The following is an 18447-nucleotide window of genomic DNA, read 5'->3' as shown; positions in this document are numbered from 1 at the left end:
CGCTCTGTCCGGACTACGGCCGCTACGTCTTCAGCAATTTCATCGGATCGACGGCCTTCTGCTTCAACTGCTCGAAGGTGCATTGCCGCGGTGCCTTGTCCGGGCGCCAGCGCAGGATCGAGGTGCCGTGGCGGAAGCGCTCGCCGCTGAAATGATCGTAGCAGACCTCCATCACCAGTTTCGGCTTCAGCGGACACCATTGCGCGGAGCGTTCGGTAGACCAGCGGCTCGGGCCACCCGGCGCATTCCCGGTGAAGCCGGGCTTTGCGATCAGCGTCTCCAGCTTTGAGGTCAGCGCCGGCTTCTCCTCGCGCTTGATGGCGGAGGTGAAGCCGACATGGTGCAACAGGCCGTCATCGTCATAGAGGCCGAGCAGGAGCGAGCCGACGACGTTCCGGCCGCCTATCTTGTTGGTCGCGTAGCGAAAGCCGCCGACGACGCAATCGGCGCTGCGGAATTTCTTGATCTTCTGCATGCCCTCGCGCTTGCCCGCCTGATAGGGCAGGTCGATGCGCTTGGCGATCACGCCGTCGAAGCCGCCGCCCGATTGCTTCAGCCACTTCACAGCCGTGGCGTAGCTTGTGGTGACGGGCGATAGCCGAAATGTTGGAGTGGACTTGAAGTGCGCTTTGGCGAAGGTTTCGAGCGTTGGGCGTCGTTGGCTCAACGGCTCGGCGGAAAGCTTCTTCTCTGTGGCCGTCGCGAGCAGGTCGAAGGCGATGAACAGCGCCGGCGTTTCGTGCGCCAGCTTCTTGATGCGGCTGGCAGCGGGATGAATCCGCTGCAGCAGATCGTCGAACGAGAACGTCTTGCCATGCGGCACGACAATTTCGCCGTCGAGCAGGAACGAAGTCGCCTTCAACTCGAGCGCAGCGGCGATCAGCTCCGGGAAATAACGGCCGAGATCTTCGCCGGACTTGGAGCGCAGGTCGACGTTTTCGCCCTGACGCGCGAGCAGGCAGCGGAAGCCATCCCATTTCGGCTCATATTGCCATTCGTCCCCGCGCGGGATCGCATCGACCGAACGGGCCTCCATCGCGACCAGCGCGGCGGAATCGGAAGCGATCTTTCGACGAGGAGACGGCACGGGCGAGGGCCTTCAAACGCAACACACGCCCCCTCAACGCAAACGGCCGGCTATCCGCCGGCCGTTGTCGAAAATTATTCTAAGGAGACGGATCAGACCGCAGCGGAAATCCACTGCTGCAGCTTCGCCTTCGGTGCCGCGCCGACCTGGCGCGAGGCCATCTCGCCGCCCTTGAAAATCATCAGGGTCGGGATCGACATCACGCCATATTTAGAAGCCGTCTTCGGGCTCTCGTCGACGTTGAGCTTCACGATCTTGACCTTGTCGCCCATCGAACCCGCGATCTCGTCCAGCGCGGGCGCGATCATGCGGCAGGGGCCGCACCATTCGGCCCAGAAATCGACCACGACAGGTCCGGTCGCGTTGAGCACTTCGGCTTCGAAATTGGCGTCAGAAACCTTGCCAACGGCCATGGGGTACCTCGTTCGGTTGGAAGAAAAAGGCGGGATTTGAGTCGCGCCGGAATCGTACGACAAACCTATGAACGCACCCCTGCCGGGTCAAGCTCGGTCACGCCAGCATGATGGGATGCCAGCTCCCTGTCCAGCGCGGAGGAAGAAATCTCCATCATTTCAGTACTTTCGGTCCAGAGCAGGGCGGCACGGACAGGACGTCCGGGATAAAGCTTGCGCAGCACGGCCCGGTAGAGCGCGAGCTGCCGGATGTAGCCCCGCGGCGCCTCGGCCGCAGTTTTCGGCGGGGCGTGGTTGGTCTTGAAGTCGACGATCAGGATTTGGTCCGGCGTCACCACCAGCCGGTCGATCTGGCCGGATACCAGCGCCGGCGATCGCCCGGGCTGGTCCAGCCGGCCGACGATGGACACTTCCGCCCGGCTTCCGGCCGCGAACACCGGGGCAAAACGGGGATCGGCGATCAGGGCCAGCATGCTTTCGGCCAGCGCCGCGCGCTCCTGCTCTGTCCAATCCTCGGCATTGCGTTCGAGATAGGCGAGCGCTGCGCCGCGTCGGCGCTCGGGTGCGATATCCGGCAGCGACTGCAACAGCCGGTGCACCAGCGTGCCGCGCTGGATGGCGCGGGCACGCAGCACGAGCTGCTCGCCGCTGCGGACGCGGCGGCTGTCGTCGCTGGGGTCGGATGGCCGCAGCCGGCTGTCGGCGGCGAGTTCAGTCGGCGCCGGCCGCTGCAGCCAGGACGGCAGTTCGATCGGCTGCGGCGCCCCCGACACCGTGACGCCGGTCGTCGCATCGGCATCATCGGGCCGAAAATAACGCTTCACCAGGCCCGCCGGGGTCTCGATCTCCTGCAAGCTGAGGTCGGAATTGGCGAGGCCCTTGTCGATCAGGTCATACCAGGAGGAAGTCCGGACCTTTTTCATGTTGCCGGGCAGGCAGCCGCCAACGATCAATCGATCTGCAGCCCGGGTCATCGCGACGTAGAGCAGGCGGCGATATTCGTCCTCGGTCTCTTCCAGCATCGCCTCGCGCGCCTTGGCGACGGGGCCGGGGTCTTCGGCCTTGCGGCCGGCCCAGACCACGACGCCGGGCCCGTGCGGCGCGCCGTTGTCCTGTGGCAGATGGATCAGCCGCAGCCGCTGCGTGTCCGCGGGCGAGGTGGTGGTGTCCACCAGGAACACGACGGAGGCTTCCAGCCCCTTGGCGCCGTGCACGGTCATCACGCGCACCTCGTCGCGCGAAATCTCCATGTCGCGCTTCACCTCGGTGTCGGCGGCACGCAGCCAGGCCACGAAGCCCTGCAGCGAGCTGGGTGCCTTGCGCTCATAGGCCAGCGCAAGCTCAAGGAATTCGTCGAGCGCATCATTGGCCTCATGGCCGAGGCGACGCAGGATGCGCGCCCGCCCGCCTTCGCCGCCAAGCAGCCAAGCATAGAAGGCGAACGGCGTAGAGTCCGCAAAGCGCCGCTCGCATCGTTCGAGCCGTTTCAGCGCGGCCGCGAGGCGCTCATCGGTCGCCCCATGCAGCGCCAGCGCGTGGCGCAGCGATCCCTTGCGCTCCCAGGCCAGCTTGAACAGATCGTCGTCGTCGAGGCCGAACAGCGGGCTCTTCAGCGCGACCGCCAGCGCCAGATCGTCCTGTGGCAGCAGCAGCGCGTCGGCGAGGTTCATCAAATCGATGATCGCGATGTGCTCGGTCAATTTCAGCCGGTCGGCGCCGGCGACCGGGATATTGGCGTGCTTCAGCGCCTGGATCACGGCATCGAACGCGTTGCCGCGCCTGCGCACCAGCACCAGCACATCGCCGTAAGTGAGCGGCCGGCGGTTGCCGCGGCTGCCGGTCATGGTGCCGCTTTCCACCAGCCGCCTGACCTCGGCCTGGATGCGCTTTGCCAGTTTCACTTCCGGGCTGGTGACGGAGACGCCGTCGAACGGCGCGCGCCAGCCCTCGATGTCCTGCCTGTCGTCGGCTTCCGCGAGCTCCCAGAGTTCGATCATGCTGGGACCGGCGTCGGCGAGCGCATTGTGGAGCGGATAGCCATTCTCGACCGCATGGATGCTGCGATAAATCTCCTGCTCACGGAACACGTGGTCGACCGATTGCAGGATCGCGGGTCCCGAACGGAACGAATAGGTGAAGGAAACAGGATCGAATTTCAGCCCGGCATCCTCGAACTTCTTCTTCAGCTCCCGGCGGCGCAGATCGAATTCATGCGGGGCCGCGCCCTGGAAGGAGAAAATCGACTGCTTCTCGTCGCCGACCGCGAACACGGTGCGGACCACACCGTCGCGCGCGCCGGCGCCGGAGGTGAATTCGGAGATGATGTGCGCGACGATGTCCCATTGCTTGGGACTGGTATCCTGCGCCTCGTCGATCAGCACATGATCGACGCCGCGGTCGAGCTTGTAGTGCACCCAGCCCGAGGAGACGCGGTCGAGCATCTCGAGCGTCTTGTCGATGAGGTCGTCATAATCGAGCAGGCCGCGCTCCAGCTTTTCGCGGCGATAGTTCGCAGCCGCTGCAGTCGCGATATGCAGCAGCGCCTCGGTGCGGTCGCGGATCGTCACGGCGCGGCGGCGCTCGATCAGCGGATGGATGCGCTGGCTTTCTGCTTCGAACAGCCGACCGATGGCGGGATTGTTGTCGAAGAATTTCTTCGTCACCACCGACTTGCGCGGCGTGCGGTCGGCGTCGGTGAGGAAGACGCCGAGATAGGCATCGACCTGCGCGCTGCCGGTGAAGACCAGCGCCTCACGCAGGCGTGACGCCTGATCCTGGTCGGACTTGTTGCCGGTGTCGAGGACGAGCGCAATGTCCTCCCAGCGCGCGCGTGGCAGATAGGGACCATCCAGGATCGCGCGCTCGACGTCCTCGATCGAATCATCAGCGGCGACGCCAAGCGCTGCCGACATCTGGCCGGCGGCGGCCACCGCGCTGCCCGCGGCATCGGTCCAGGCCATGAAATGATCGCGGCTGAGGCAGGCTTCGCGCACCACGTCCTTGAAGGTGACGTCGGCCGCGCTCGCCATCGCCACCATCAACGCACGCCCGGTGGCGCTGTCGGGATTGCGCGAGGCTTCCAACAGCACCGCGAGATTGGCGCGCTCCATCATCTCGTTCTGGTCGCGCTCGTCGAGCACGGCGAACCGCGCCGGCACATTGGCCTCGAACGGGAACTGCTGCAGCAGGCGGGTGCATAGCGCATGGATGGTCTGCACCTTCAGCCCGCCCGGCGTCTCCAGCGCGCAGGCGAACAGCTTTCGCGCTTCCCGTCGGAGCCTCACATTGGGATGGGCAATGCCGGCTTCGCGGATCGCGGCGTCCAGCGCCGTATCGTCGAGGGTGACCCAATGGCCGAGCGTGGAAAACACCCGCTCGGCCATGTTGGCCGCGGCCGCCTTGGTGAAGGTGATGCAGAGGATCTTTTCCGGCGGTGTGCCCTCCAGCAGCAGCCGGATCACGCGCTGCACCAGCACATGGGTCTTGCCCGAACCGGCATTGGCGGACACGAAGGCGGACGCCTTGGGATCGGACGCGCGCGCCTGCGTGGCGCGCACCGCGTCGGGAATGGGGCGCGGCGCTTTCACCATTCTTCTACTCCGAGGCCGCCGGCCGCGGACCATTCCTTGATGCGGGCGAGGTCGTCATAGGTGCCGTAGCGGTTGGCCCACATCGAGAGATTCAGCGAGGTGTAGGCCTGGTTCTCGTCCTCGAACTGGCGGATCAGTTTTTCCAGCTCCTTCCGCGCGTGGTCGGCGGCATCGTCGGGCGATTGCGGCGTATCGCCCGGCCTGATTTTCAGTTCCAATGTTCGTTGCTCGCCCGGCGGGTTGTTGCCGCTGAGCCTGACATAGGTGAGCTCGCCGACAGACGCGGCAGCGGGAATGCCCTCAAAGCCGCCCTCGCGCAGGATCGCGGCTTCCAGCGTGAGCTGCGGCGACAGTCCCATGCGTACCTGCTTGCCTGTCGGCGGCTGTCCGGTCTTGTAGTCGAGGATGGCGAACGAGCCATCGCCGCGGCGCTCGATCCGGTCGGCGCGCGCCGAAAGTGTAAAGGTGCGCGCGTTGTCGAGGGGGATGCCGATCTCGCCACGGATCTCGGCGCTGATGGCGGCGATATTGCCGCGCCGCGCGGTCTCCCATTCGGCAAACCATGCCGCGATGCGCTGGAAGCGCGGCCACCACAGCGCCCGTGCTTCCGGCCGCTCCATCAACGGCGCAAAATGCTTGCCGCCAATCTCGCGCAGGGCGCGCAGCGGATCGTCCGGCAGCGCGGCGGCGAAGCTTTGCGTGAATTCGCCGAGCGCAGCGTGGATCGCCGAGCCGCGATCGGCCGCCGACAGCGGCATGTCGACGGGATCGAGCGGATCGAGCCGCAGGATATATCTTGCGTAGATCGTATAGGGATCGCGCAGCCAGTCCTCGATCGCGGTCACCGACATCTTGAGCGGCCTAGTCGCCAGCGGCGGCTTCGGCGCGGGCTGTGCGATCGGCTCGACCTTGTCCGGCCGGTCGAGCTCGGCGGCGTAATGGACGTATGTCTCGCCCGCTGCTTTCGCAGCCTTCCAGCGCGCCTCGCCCGCGACCGCTTCCAGTCTGTGCAGGAAGCGCGAGGCCACCGCCGGCGCGCCGCCGACCTTGGCCGAGTGGCTGAGGATCACATCGTCAGTGCCGAGCAGTTGCGCAAAGTCATGTGCGGAAAGGCCGATACGCCGTTCCGGCAGGTCGAGACCGAGCTCGTGCCGCATCGGCCGGCTGAGCCAGGGATCGATCCGCGGCGCCGGCGGCCAGACGCCTTCGACGAGCCCGCCAAGGATCACGCGATCGGTCTCCGTCAGTCGCGCTTCGAGCTGGCCGAAGATGTGCAGTTGCGCGCGCGGCGATTCCGGGCGACGCACCATGCGGTCGGCAAACGCAGTCTGGAAGACGTCGGGATAATCGGAGAGCGGGACCATCACGCCGCTCAGCTTCTTGGCGCCCACGAGATCATCGAATGCGGATGCGAGCACGGAACCGGCCTGCTCTTCGAAGGCGACGGCGATGCCGTGCTGATCGCAGGACAACGCAGTGAGAGCCTCGCGATGACGGAGCGCCAACTCGGCAAAATCGTACGGCTTGGATGCGCTGAGACTTTCAAGCGGTGCAAGCGCGGCCCTCAGCTTTGATATCAGCGACTGCGCCTGGTCGAGCTCGACGTCGCGGAGCCGGGTCCGTTGTTCGAGGGCATGAAGCGATGAGGTCTCGCCGCGGCGCAGCTTGGCGAGTTCGCTGCGGAAGCGTTCGAAGTCGCGGGCGAGGCCTTCGCTGCCGGCTTGCGGCCGCGTGCCGCGCAAGAGCGCCAGCTCCAAGACTTCGGTCGCGCGAAGGTAGGCGCCCGGCGCGGCGCCGAGCCGGAACAGCGGATGTTTCAAGAGCGCGAGCAGCGTCGGTGGCTCCAATCCTTTGGTCGCGGCTTCCGCGGTGAGGCGGGCGAAAACGCCCGATGGCGTGTCCATCAGCGCTTCACCGCCGGAATCGTCGAATTCGAGATTCCAGCGCGTCAGTGCTGCCATCACCCGCCGCGCCAAGGCGCGGTCCGGCGTGACCAGTGCGGCGGATTTATTGAGATGCCTCGCCTCGCGCATGGCAATGGCGATGGCGAGCGCTTCCATCTCCGGATTCGGCGCCTCCACCACGGCGATGCCGTTCATGCCGGCGGAAATCTTCTCCGCGATCTCGGGCTGCTCCAGCCGGTCGTGCCATTGCGCCGTGGCACTGGACGGCCGCATCGTTTCCGACATCAGCATCTCGCGCCCGCGTGGTGCCGGCGCGCCCAGAATCTCCACCTCGTCGCGCTTGATCGCGAAGCGATCGAGCAGCGCGTGCATGGCGAATTGCGGATGGTTCGATGCGGGCGGCGTGGTGAATTTGCCCTTGGCATCGCGCATGCCGCCGATCGTCTCCCAGGACTCTTCATCAAGATCGGTATCGAGCCCGGGAAGCACGACCGCGCCGTGCGGCAGCTTGGCTACCGCGTGGAGAAACTTGGCGGTCGTCGGCATCGAACCGGTCGAGCCCGCCGCGATCACGGGACCATCGGATTGTGCGGTCAGTCGCGCGGTTTCGGCCGAGATCAAGAGGTCGCGCCGCGCCGCCGGCTCGATACGGCCGACCTCGGCGAGATAGGCTGGCCAAGCCACGCGCGCGATCCGCAGGAAATCCAGCGAATGCTGCCAATATTGGTCAAGCTGATCGGGCACCAGCCTGTCGAGCGCGCTCCACTCGACGCCGCGCGTCACCATGTCGTCCATCAGCCGCGCGAGATCGCCGGCGAGCTGCAGCGTCGATGCGGGGCCGCCGACCACCTGCGGCGCGGTCACCGGGCTCTTGGCCCAGGCCGCGACCAGCCTCGCCAATGTCAGCCGCCGCTCGAGCTCGCCAAGCTTGGGCGGAATCTCCAGCGGCGCTGCGCCGCTGAATTGTTCCGCCTCTTCCGCGAAAGCGAGTTCATCCTCGTCGATGTCGCCAAGCGCAATGATGCGCGGCAGCACAGCGGCATCCGTGTCCAGGACATCGAGGAAGATCTCCCGCGCAAGCCGGCCCGCGCGCCGGGTCGGCAGATAGAGCGTCGCGTCAGCCAGCCGTTCGGGATTGCCGCGCGCGTCGAATCCCCTGACCAGGCGACCGTCAACCAGCGCGGCGATGACGGTACGCAGGAACGGGACGGAGAGGGGGACGCTGAAAACGCGCATGAGGAGCCTGATTCGGAATCAGGCGCCAATATAGGCATCTCTTTCCACGTCGTCCCGGCGAAGGCCGGGACCCATAACCACAAATGTGGGTATTGTGCAGGCTGGGGCCGCTATTTCGTCCACAACCAACACCGGTGGTTATGGGTCCCGGCCTTCGCCGGGACGACGAGTGTCCTACGCCACGCTTTCCAAAAATGCTTCTTCCGCGGCTTGCACGGCGTCGGGGGTTCCGACATGCATCCAGACACCGTCGAGTCTGAGGCCGAACAGCCGTTCCTGCTCGTTGGCACGGTCAAAAAGCCTGGTCAGCGAGAACTCGCCCGCGGGGGCGTCCGCAAAGATCGACGGCGACATGATGGCGGCGCCGGCATAGACGAACGGCACCACCTGCTGTTCCCGCCGCTTGCGCAAGGCGCCGTCCGGCAGCATGGAATAGTCGCCGCGGCCGCCATAGCCGATGCTGCTCGCGGTTGGCGCCATCAGCAGCAGAATATCCATTTTCGCAGGATCGAAGGTCTCCGCGAGCCGCGCCAGGTTCGGCCGCACGCCATCGATCCACATGGTGTCGGAGTTGACGTGGAAGAACGGCTCACGCCCGAGCAGCGGCAACGCCTTCACCACCGCGCCGCCAGTGCCCAGCACCTTGTCTCGCTCGTCCGAGATGATCACGCGCGGCTGCTTCCGCGTCTTGACGTGCTCGATGATCTGGTCGGGCAGATAGTGCACATTGACCACGGCCTCGCTCACGCCGGCAGCGGCAAGCTTGTCCAGGACATGATCGAGCAGCGGCTGCCCCGCCACGCTCACCAGCGGCTTCGGCATATGGTCGGTCAAAGGCCGCATGCGCAGGCCGAGACCAGCGGCGAGGACCATGGCTCTACGGGGGGTGACGGACATTCTTCCGGGCTCTCGAACCGTTCAAATCGTGACGCGCGCTATCCTATCACGCCGATTTGGGGCGCGCATAAGGTCGACGCGATAGTCGCCGGACATGACGCCCGTGCGACGGGAAAGAAAACGTCCTGAATCATGATCCGATTCGACAAAATCGGGATCATGATCTCATCTCTTTGTTTGAGCATGATCTTTTCGGAAAACCGGTCTCCACTTTTCCGGATCATGCTCTAAAACAGCAGTGTTCAGACCTCGGCGGGTTGCGAGCCGCGCTTGCCCGCCTTCTTCTTCTTGTCACCTTGCTTGAGGAAATTGACCCCGATCTGATCGCCGTTGACCCAGGACAATTCGCAGCGGCGATAGGCAAGCCCGGTCGATGACAGCAGCAGGAAGAACTCCTTCAGGTGCAGGCCCTCCACCGAGCCCTCGACCGTCAGTTTAGCGCCCGTCTCGGAAACGTCTTCCATGGTGCAGTCGCGCCGCCACGTGCCATCGATCCCCATCATGTGCGCGGGAATGCCGCGTTCGAAGGTGACACGCTCGCCGCGGCGCCGTTCTGCTTTCATGGCCGACTCAATCCTTAACCTCGATCATGATCCTGAACATGATCCAGCCGCTCTGCATCCCGAGCGTGTGTCACACTAGGGCGGCTCGGGCTAACAGGGGGTAAATCAGGAAACCGGCGGCGGAACGTGGGCCGCGTACCATTCGCGAAGGCCGGCCAGCGCCGGGTGGGCCAGTGAACGAGTAAGGTAAGTCCAGATCCGCGGCTGGTGCTTGAGATAATGCGGCTTGCCGTCCCGCCCGTTGAGCCGCGCAAACGTGCCCAGCAGACGCGTGTTACGCTGGGCCGACATGATCGCGTAGAGCTCGGCGAAGCTGGCCGCGTCGAAATGCTCCTCGGTGGCCCGCCGCGCCTTGATGTAACGGGAGAGCAGTGTGAGCTCGAGCTGCTCGGGCACGTCGATCCGCGCGTCCTGGAGCAGCGACACCAGGTCGTAAGTGGCAGGTCCCAGCACCGCGTCCTGGAAGTCGATCAGGCCGACCCGCAGGATGCCGGTGCGCTCGCCGAGCCAGATCAGGTTGGGCGAGTGGAAGTCGCGGAGCACCCAGGTCCGCGGCGCCGCGGCCGGCTTTTCCAGGAGCGTTCGCCACATCGCAAGAAATTCATTGCGTAAATCCGATGCGAGGGTGACGCCGCGCTGCGGCAAGTACCACTCGATCATCAAGCCCAGCTCGATCAGCCATGCATCGATGTCGAAGACGGGGATGTCGTAGGTGAGCTGCGGCGACAGTGGCAGCTCCTCTGGCAGCTTCTCGCGATGCAGGGCTGCCAGCATGTCGGTCGCGGCTTCATAGCGCTCGGTGATCGGCGCCGGCGGGTTGCCTTCGACGACGCCGTCCTTGCCGAAGTCCTCGGTGATCAGGAATCCCAGATCGATGTCGGAGTGGCGGATCGCGGGTGCGGAGAAGCCGCGCTCGCGCAGTCCGTTGTCGATGGCGACGAACGGCTTGACGTCCTCGGCGAGATGGACGGCGGCGCTGTAGGGCTTGCCGTCATAGATCGGCGGCCCGTCGGGGCGGCGCGGCGAGTTCATCAGGATGACGCTGCCATTGTCGTCGAACAGCCGGGCGTAGGAGCGGGTCGAGGCATCGCCCGGCATGCGCTCGCGCCGCGCGTCGATGTAGCCGGCATTGTCGAGGAATTGGCGCAGCGCCTTCAGCCGCGTGACGACGGCGGCGGCCTTGCCGTGGCCGGTGATCTCGGCCGCCCGCGCGTTCGATCCCAGCGCCGGCCGGTGGCTCAGCGCGATGTCGATACGATCCGGCGGCAAGGCATCCGGTGCGCGCTCCGGCCATTCGATCAGCGCTACCGCGCCGTCAGGCAAGGGCGACAGCCCGATCTCCTCGAGTTCGCTCGCGTCATTGATGCGGTAGAGATCGGCATGAACAAGCGGGAACGCCGGCAACTCGTAGGTTTGCGCCAGCGTGAAGGTCGGGCTCGGCACTTCCAGCGTATCATCGGTGGCGAGATAGCGGATCAACGCGCGGGCCGCGGCGGTCTTGCCAGCGCCGAGATCGCCGGAGAGCGCGATGACTTCGCCGGGGCCGATCAAGAGCGCGAGATCCGCCATCAGATGCGCGGTCGCCGCCTCATTGGCGAGTGCGACCGAGAATGTGCTGGTGACAATCATTCGGCGGCGTTGCGATGCGCGTTCTGGTCGACCGGGAAGATGCAGGTCACGGTCGTGCCGTTGCCGACAGTCGAATCGACGCGGACCTTGCCGCCATGCAACTCGACGAAGGAGCGCACCAGCGACAGGCCGAGGCCGGCGCCACGGTGCCGCGAGCCATGGGAATGGCTCTCGAACCAGTTGAATACCTTGTCCTTGACCTCAGGCGCGATGCCCGGGCCGGTGTCGGTCACCGCGAATACGACGCTGTGGTCGGCACGTCGCGCAGAGATCGTGACCGTCCCGTCATGCGGGGAGAAGCCGACGGCGTTGGCGAGCAGGTTATAGAGCACCTGCACCACGCGGCGTTCGTCGCCGATGAATTCACCGATATTGGGCTCGATGTCGACCTTGAGCGTGATGCGGTCGGTCGCGAGCCGGTCCTGGATGCCTTCGGCCGCGGCCTCGATCGTCTTGCCGATATCGACGGAGCCGAGCTCGAGCGTCATCGCGCCGGCATCGATGGTGGCGAGATCGAGGATGTTGTTGGTGAGCGCGAGCAACGCGTTGGTCGATTTGGTGACGTAGTCGAGATATTCGGCCTGCTTCGCGTTGAGCGGTCCGGTCGAGGGATCAGACAGGAAATGCGCAAAGCCGATGATGGTGGTGAGCGGCGCGCGCAATTCGTAGGACACGTGGTGGACGAAATCGACCTTCATCTGGTCGGCCGCTTCCAGCGCCTCGTTGCGCTCGCGTAGCGCGCGTTCGACATTCTCGGTGTCGGTGATGTCCTGGAACGTCAGCATGGTCGCGCCGTCGGGCAGCGGCATGGTCATGCAATGCAGCACGCTGCCGTCCTTGCGCTCGAGCTTCAGCGCAACCTGGGCCCGGTTCTCGATCGCAGTGATCGCCTCGCGCAGCGCGCGCCAGACGATCGGATCGTCGAACAGCGGCCTGCACAGCGCTTCCACGGTCTCGATATGCGGCTGCTCGCGCAGCGCATCCGCCGGCAGCCGCCACATCTTCTCAAATGCCGGGTTGAACAACTGCACCCGGCCATTGCTGCCGAACACCGCGACTGCTTCGTTGAGGTTGTCGAGGGTCTCGTGCTGGACCCGGATCAGGCCGTCGAAGCGACGCGCCAGGTCGAGACTTTCGGTGACGTTGTCGAAGAGATAGGTGACGCCGCCTTCGAGGTTCGGCGTGGTGACGACACTGACCGCGCGGCCGTCCGGCAGGAACCAGGTGTAGCTCTCCGATTCGACCGCGCGATAGGCTTCGTGCAGCTTGGCCTTCCAGGCGCGGAAGTCCGGCTGCTCCGGCAGCTTGCGCGCGGCGCGCAGCCGATCGAGGACGCTGGAATCGTCCGGGTTGCTATCGAGGAATGCCTGATCGAGATCCCAGAGGCGGCGATAGGATTCGTTGTAGAAGGCGAGCCGCCGGTCGGCGTCGAACACGGCGACGCCGGAAGAGAGCTGGTCGAGGGTGCGGCGATGCGCTTCCGCCATCCGGGTGAGCGCGGCGCGCAGGGCGGCGACCTCGCTGGCGTCGATGGCGATGCCGGCGCTGCCGCCGGCAAGCTTCATCGCCTGCACGTCGTAGATCCGCCGCTCGCCGCCGACCACGATCGGCAGTCGCGCGGCATAGGTTGCATATTCGTGCAGCGCCTTGGCCATCTCGACCCGCTGATCGTTCTCCAGGAGCTCGAGATTGCGCGTGATTGCATCCGCGATGCTCGCGCCCTCGGTCGCCCGCAGATAGGCCGTATTGGCATAGCGCAGATCGTCCTGCGCATTCTTGGCCCAGATCGGCCAGGGTGCGGCGGCGGCGAAATCGCGCAGCAGTTCGGTTTCCTCCTGCAGCATCTTGTAGCGCAGATTGGCCTCGGCCAATTCGCGGCGCAAGCCGCCGAGCTCGCGCATCCGCACGATCGCCTGGCCGCCGATGGCGCGACCCATGGCCTCGATCGCGCGGCCGTTCGCGGTCGTGAGGTTGAGCAGAAAGCCCTGGCCGGCCTCCCGCAGCGCGTCGACCGCGTGGTCCATCTGCAGCGCCGGTTCCGGCGGCAGCCAGGTTCCGAATGCCAGCACGCGCTGGGGCGAGGTCTGGGTCGCCTCCTGCGAGGTCAGCAATGCGATGTCGCCGCTGATCTCGGGGCGATTGTCGCCGGCCGCCCAGGAGATCAGGACCTGCGGCTCGGCAAACAGCAGCGCGCGCAGACGATCGGATTGGGCCTGCAGATCGGCGATCTCGGCGCGCAGGCGCCCCTCGCTCCGGCTGGCGCGAGCGCGCGTGCGCATCAAGAGGATCGCGGCGACCACGGAAAAGCCGAGCAACGCAACCGCGGCGGTGAAAAGAACGAATTCCTGGTGATCGAGGTCGAACCACGCCGAGATCGCCGGCTCGAACAGCCAGTCACCGGCGCGCGCCGATCCCGTGGGCAGCGCCAATGTAGCGGCGAGCCCCATCAGGCCGTCGCGCGCCAGCGAGGTGCACGACAGCAGGCTTCGACGCATTGCGGCGACCACGCCTGACATAATTTGCCCCAGAACGCACGACTTCAGCCCGGCGTTAGACCCCCGCCGTGCTCACGAATCGAGGAAGCATATCCTCAAGCTGACTCAGCGAGTAAGAGTCCAGATCGTGAACGCAAGACACGCTGTGAAAAATGCGGGGCTCAATTCATGCGCCAGCGCAAATTTTATCCGCATTCGAATGGCTTATCGCCCGGTCGAGCCGAAGCCGCCGCTGCCTCGTTCGGTACTGGACAGCACGGTCACGGGAACCAGTTCCGCCTGCACGACCGGTGCGATCACCATCTGCGCGATGCGCTCGCCGCGTCGGATCGAAAATGGCGCCTCGCCGTGATTGATCAGGAGCACGTTGATCTCGCCGCGATAGTCGGCGTCGATGGTACCAGGCGAATTCAACACGGTCACGCCGTGCTTGGCGGCAAGTCCCGAGCGTGGCCGCACCTGCGCCTCATAGCCCGGCGGCAGCGCGATCGTCAGCCCGGTCGGAACCATCGCATATTTGCCTGATGCGAGCACCAGCGGCGTTTCTTCGGGCACTGCGGCGAGCAGATCGAGCCCGGCGGCATCGGCGGTCTGGTAGGTCGGCAGCGGAAGGTCTTCGCCATGCGGCAATTGCCTGACATCGACCTTGATTGTCGCACTCACGATTTTGTCTCCACAGCCTTCGCGATCCGCGCCACCAGTTCGGTGGCGACCTGTTCCTTGGTCATGACCGGCCAGGAATCGACGCTGATATCCTCGCCCTCGCGCGTCAGCAGATGGACGGTGTTGCGGTCCCCGCCCATCACGCCGGTGGCCGGCGAAACATCATTGGCCACGATCCAGTCGCAGCCCTTGCGGGCGATCTTTGCCTTTGCATTGTCGATCAGATGCTCGGTCTCGGCCGCGAAACCGATCACCAGCGGCGGGCGCTTGTCCTGCAGCTTGGCGATGGTGGCGAGGATGTCGGGGTTCTCGATCAGTTGCAGCGACGGCACGCCGGCTGTCGTCTTCTTCAATTTCTGCTCGCCTTCATTGGCGACCCGCCAGTCGGCGACCGCGGCCGCGAAGATCGCGACATCCACCGGCAGCGCCGCTTCCACCCGGTGCAGCATGTCGCGCGCGGATTCCACAGAGATTACCGACACGCCGGGGGGATCGGCGAGATCGACCGGCCCCGAGACCAGGACGACCTCGGCGCCGGCATCTCGCGCGGCGGCGGCGATGGCAAAGCCCTGCTTGCCAGAGGAGCGGTTGGCGATATAGCGCACCGGATCGATCGCCTCATGCGTTGGCCCTGCGGTGATCAGCACGCGCTTGCCCTGAAGCGGGCGCCGATGCGGCGGGCGCAGGATATGTTCGGCAGCGGCGGCGATTTCCGTCGGCTCGGCCATCCGCCCGACGCCGGCTTCGCCCGCCTCCGCCATCTCGCCGGCGTTGGGGCCGACGGTCAGGATGCCGTCGCGGCGGAGCTGCAGCACGTTGCGGCGGGTGGCGGCGTTGTTCCACATCAGCGGATTCATTGCCGGCGCCAGCAGGATCGGGCGGTTGGCGGCGAGCAGGATCGCGGAGGCGAGATCGTCGGCATGGCCATGCGCCATTTTGGCGATCAGGTCCGCGGTCGCCGGCGCCACCACGATCAGGTCGCACTCGCGCGCCAGGCGGATGTGGCCGGCATCGAATTCGCTCTCGGGATCGAACAGGTCGGTATAGACGCGCTCATGCGACAGGGCGCTGGCCGCAAGCGGCGTGACGAACTGCTGCGCCGCCTCGGTCAGCACGCAGCGGACGTGAATCTGGCGCTCCTTGAGCCGCCGAATCAGGTCCAGCGCCTTGTAGGCGGCGATGCCGCCGCCGATAATCAGGGTGACGCGGGCCAGGCCGTTGGCCGATGCTACAGCGGCCTGCGGGCGCGACGCGGGAGCTGCCGGCGGGACCTCGGAGGGCTGCCCCGCAACCACCTCGCCCAGGATGACCCGGACCTCGTCCTCCACCGAGCGCCCGTTACGGGCTGCGCGTAGGCGCAATTCATCTCGGACGGCGTCATCGAGCTTGCGAATAGTCAGATTGGCCATGGCCGCACCATCGATTTGACAGCAATGCTAGCGTCATACGCTATCATTGCAATCAAAGATTCCGAACTGCAATCAGGATTCCGATGAAAGTGGCCGCGATGATCCAGAGCGCGATCGTTCGCCAGCGGTTCTTGCGGCCCTCGGTCTGTCCCATCGCCGCGATCGTTTCCGGCGACAGCGTGACGCCCTCGCGCGTCATCCTCTCCAGATTGCTCAACACCGCGACCGCGCGCGAGGCGATATCGGGCAGATGCGCCAGCACGCGGGCGAGCTCGCCCGCCCCCGACATCGCGCCCTGGATGCGCCCCATGGGGCCGAGATTGCGCTCGATCCATTCGCGCACCACGGGGTCAGCAATTTTCCAGATGTCGAGCTTGGGGTCGAAGCCGCGCGCCACGCCTTCGACCACCACCATGGTCTTCTGCAGCAGGATCAATTCAGGACGCGTCTGCATGTCAAACAGGCCGGTGACCTCGAGCAGCAGCGTGAGCAGCCGCGCCATCGAGATCTCCTCGGCGGTGCGATTGTGGATCGGCTCGCCGATGGCGCGGATGGCCTGCGCGAAATTCTCCACCGAGTGATGCCCCGGCACATAGCCGGCCTCGAAATGCACTTCAGCGACGCGGCGATAGTCGCGGGTGATGAAGCCGAGCAGGATCTCGGCGAGGAAGCGCCGCTCCTTCTGTCCGAGCCGGCCCATGATGCCGAAATCGACCGCCACCAGCCGGCCGTTATCGTCGAGGAAGAGATTGCCGGGATGCATGTCGGCATGGAAGAAGCCGTCGCGCAGCGCGTGACGCAGGAAGCTCTGGATCACCTTGCGGCCGAGATCGGGCAGATCGACCTCGGCTTGCTCCAGCCTGGTACGGTCGTTCAGCGGGATGCCGTCGACCCATTCCATCGTCAGCACGTTGTGGGTGGTGCGGTCCCAGTCCACCGCCGGCACGCGGAAATCCGGATCGTCCTTGATGTTTTCCGCCATCTCGGAGAGGGCGGCAGCCTCCAGGCGGAGGTCCATCTCCATCGCGACCGAGCGCGACATCGTGTTGATGACCTCGACCAGCCGCAAGCGCCGCGCTTCGGCCGAATGGGCTTCCGCCTTGTGCGCGACAAAGAAGAAATCGGAGAGATCGCGGCGGAAGCGGGAGGCGACGTTCGGCCGCAGCACCTTCACGGCCACCTGCTGGCGCACGCCGTTGCGCTCGATCTCGCCGCGATGCACCTGCGCGATCGAGGCGGCGGCGACTGCGGGGCCGAGCCGTACGAAACTCTGCGCCAGCGGGCGTTCCAGCGACTGCACGATCACAGCTTCGGCTTCGGCCTGCGGGAATGGCGGCAGCCGGTCCTGCAGGCTCTCCAGATCCTTGGCCAGCACTACGCCGACCACGTCGGGCCGTGTGGCCAGGAACTGGCCGAGCTTGAGATAGGCCGGCCCGAGCCGCGTCAGCGCCCGCGACAGCCGCGGGCCGGACTTGGCGCCGCGCCGTTCGACCAGGCGGGCGAGCTTCACCAGAAGTTGCGCCGGCGGCGGCACCAGGGCCGGATCGACGACGCCGAACACGCCCTCGCGCGCGAAGACGTAGGCGGCGCGGGCGAGGCGCGCGATGTGTGTTGTTGCGGAGATCACAAACGCCAGCCCGAATGCAGCGCCACGATGCCGCCCGAGAGGATTTCCCATTTCACCCGCGCAAAGCCGGCGGCAGTGATCATCTCGGCAAAGGCGCTGGGCCGTGGAAACTTGCGGATCGATTCGACGAGATACTGATAGGACTCGGCGTCGCCGGTGACGGCGCGGCCGAGCGGCGGGATCACCCTGAACGAGAACATGTCGTAGAGCCGGTCGAGGCCGGGCACGTCGACAGTGGAAAATTCAAGACAGAGGAAGCGGCTGCCGGGTCGCAGCACGCGATAGGCCTCGCGCAGCGCGACATCGATCCGCGGCACGTTGCGGATGCCGAACGCGATCGTGTAGGCGTCGAACGAACGGTCCGGAAAGCTGAGCGCCTCGGCATTGCCGGCGACGAACAAGACCCGGTCATCGAGATGCTGGGCGCGAGCACGGTTGCGGCCGACCTCGAGCATGTCGGCATTGATGTCGCAGACAGTGGCGCGGAAACCGGGACCGCCCGCCTTCGCCGCCCGGAAAGAGATATCGCCGGTGCCGCCCGCGACGTCGAGCAGCGCGAACGGCGCTTCGCTCTTCGGCGGATTGAGCTGAGTGATCATGATGTCCTTCCAGACCCGGTGCAGGCCGATCGACATCAGATCGTTCATCAAGTCATAACGCGACGCCACGCTGTGGAACACCTCGTTCACCAGCGTCTGTTTCTCGCCCAGGGGAACGTCCCTGTAGCCGAAATGGGTGGTTTGGTCCCGCCGATCCATCAACGCATTACCTTAAGGAGCGCGACCATAGCGCGCCCGCCGCAATGGCGCTATCACGTCAGCACCTCCGCGCACAATCCGCCAAACCGGCTGTGATCTGGCGGATTGTTGGCAAATTGTTAATTTGGCGGGCGAAGGGGCGCAAAACCGCTTACACTTTTGCCGATCCCGCCCCG

General features: G+C 65.7%; 12 protein-coding genes. All 12 read right to left on the bottom strand.

Features of this window, described 5'->3' with window-relative positions:
- Positions 1 to 22 precede the first annotated feature (22 nt).
- Positions 23 to 1036: an ATP-dependent DNA ligase gene (locus YY7_RS0135225; protein ID WP_028167299.1), complete on the bottom strand. Its 1014-nt coding sequence runs from the start codon at positions 1034 to 1036 to the stop codon at positions 23 to 25.
- 143 nt (positions 1037 to 1179) lie between these two features.
- A complete protein-coding gene (trxA, locus tag YY7_RS0135220; RefSeq protein WP_027580982.1) occupies positions 1180 to 1500 on the bottom strand; it encodes a thioredoxin in 321 nt (106 codons plus the stop codon).
- A gap of 65 nt (positions 1501 to 1565) precedes the next feature.
- On the bottom strand, positions 1566 to 5090 hold the full coding sequence (addA, locus tag YY7_RS0135215; protein WP_028167298.1) for a double-strand break repair helicase AddA: 3525 nt from the start codon (positions 5088 to 5090) through the stop codon (positions 1566 to 1568).
- Positions 5084 to 8230 (bottom strand): double-strand break repair protein AddB, encoded by a 3147-nt coding sequence (addB, locus tag YY7_RS0135210; RefSeq protein WP_028167297.1) that lies wholly within the window; start codon positions 8228 to 8230, stop codon positions 5084 to 5086. Before addB ends, addA begins: the two co-directional genes overlap by 7 nt.
- 174 nt (positions 8231 to 8404) lie before the next feature.
- The gene (locus tag YY7_RS0135205; RefSeq protein WP_028167296.1) at positions 8405 to 9127 is read right to left on the bottom strand and encodes a nucleotidyltransferase family protein; all 723 of its coding nucleotides are present in this window, start codon (positions 9125 to 9127) and stop codon (positions 8405 to 8407) included.
- Between the two features lie 242 nt (positions 9128 to 9369).
- Positions 9370 to 9690, bottom strand: coding sequence for a PilZ domain-containing protein (locus tag YY7_RS0135195; RefSeq protein ID WP_028167294.1), 321 nt, complete (start codon positions 9688 to 9690; stop codon positions 9370 to 9372).
- 105 nt (positions 9691 to 9795) lie between these two features.
- The gene (gene tsaE / locus YY7_RS0135190; protein ID WP_028167293.1) at positions 9796 to 11319 is read right to left on the bottom strand and encodes a tRNA (adenosine(37)-N6)-threonylcarbamoyltransferase complex ATPase subunit type 1 TsaE; all 1524 of its coding nucleotides are present in this window, start codon (positions 11317 to 11319) and stop codon (positions 9796 to 9798) included.
- Complete coding sequence (locus YY7_RS0135185) at positions 11316 to 13835, bottom strand: PAS domain-containing sensor histidine kinase (protein ID WP_028167292.1); 2520 nt, start codon at positions 13833 to 13835, stop codon at positions 11316 to 11318. Before YY7_RS0135185 ends, tsaE begins: the two co-directional genes overlap by 4 nt.
- Positions 13836 to 14018: 183 nt before the next feature.
- Positions 14019 to 14477, bottom strand: a complete 459-nt coding sequence (dut, locus tag YY7_RS0135180) for a dUTP diphosphatase (protein ID WP_028167291.1) — start codon at positions 14475 to 14477, stop codon at positions 14019 to 14021.
- Entirely contained in the window at positions 14474 to 15886 is a 1413-nt protein-coding gene (coaBC, locus tag YY7_RS0135175) for a bifunctional phosphopantothenoylcysteine decarboxylase/phosphopantothenate--cysteine ligase CoaBC (protein ID WP_028167290.1), read from the bottom strand. Before coaBC ends, dut begins: the two co-directional genes overlap by 4 nt.
- A gap of 52 nt (positions 15887 to 15938) precedes the next feature.
- The gene (gene ubiB, locus YY7_RS0135170) at positions 15939 to 17513 is read right to left on the bottom strand and encodes a 2-polyprenylphenol 6-hydroxylase (protein ID WP_028167289.1); all 1575 of its coding nucleotides are present in this window, start codon (positions 17511 to 17513) and stop codon (positions 15939 to 15941) included.
- Positions 17510 to 18271 (bottom strand): bifunctional demethylmenaquinone methyltransferase/2-methoxy-6-polyprenyl-1,4-benzoquinol methylase UbiE, encoded by a 762-nt coding sequence (gene ubiE / locus YY7_RS0135165; protein ID WP_028167288.1) that lies wholly within the window; start codon positions 18269 to 18271, stop codon positions 17510 to 17512. Before ubiE ends, ubiB begins: the two co-directional genes overlap by 4 nt.
- Between the last annotated feature and the right edge of the window lie 176 nt (positions 18272 to 18447).

The sequence above is a fragment of the Bradyrhizobium elkanii WSM2783 genome, assembly GCF_000472865.1.
Classification (GTDB): domain Bacteria; phylum Pseudomonadota; class Alphaproteobacteria; order Rhizobiales; family Xanthobacteraceae; genus Bradyrhizobium; species Bradyrhizobium elkanii_A.
The sequence above is the reverse complement of the archived record's forward strand: the minus strand, read 5'-3'. Positions and strand labels throughout refer to the sequence as shown.

What these genes read in the sequence shown, in the direction of transcription:
- YY7_RS0135185 (WP_028167292.1), bottom strand. Translation starts at nt 13,835, where the DNA reads ATGTCAGGCGTGGTCGCCGCAATGCGTCGAAGCCTGCTGTCGTGCACC.
- YY7_RS0135205 (WP_028167296.1), bottom strand. Translation starts at nt 9,127, where the DNA reads ATGTCCGTCACCCCCCGTAGAGCCATGGTCCTCGCCGCTGGTCTCGGC.
- YY7_RS0135225 (WP_028167299.1), bottom strand. Translation starts at nt 1,036, where the DNA reads ATGGAGGCCCGTTCGGTCGATGCGATCCCGCGCGGGGACGAATGGCAA.
- tsaE (WP_028167293.1), bottom strand. Translation starts at nt 11,319, where the DNA reads ATGATTGTCACCAGCACATTCTCGGTCGCACTCGCCAATGAGGCGGCG.
- addB (WP_028167297.1), bottom strand. Translation starts at nt 8,230, where the DNA reads ATGCGCGTTTTCAGCGTCCCCCTCTCCGTCCCGTTCCTGCGTACCGTC.
- YY7_RS0135195 (WP_028167294.1), bottom strand. Translation starts at nt 9,690, where the DNA reads ATGAAAGCAGAACGGCGCCGCGGCGAGCGTGTCACCTTCGAACGCGGC.
- ubiE (WP_028167288.1), bottom strand. Translation starts at nt 18,271, where the DNA reads ATGGATCGGCGGGACCAAACCACCCATTTCGGCTACAGGGACGTTCCC.
- coaBC (WP_028167290.1), bottom strand. Translation starts at nt 15,886, where the DNA reads ATGGCCAATCTGACTATTCGCAAGCTCGATGACGCCGTCCGAGATGAA.
- trxA (WP_027580982.1), bottom strand. Translation starts at nt 1,500, where the DNA reads ATGGCCGTTGGCAAGGTTTCTGACGCCAATTTCGAAGCCGAAGTGCTC.
- addA (WP_028167298.1), bottom strand. Translation starts at nt 5,090, where the DNA reads ATGGTGAAAGCGCCGCGCCCCATTCCCGACGCGGTGCGCGCCACGCAG.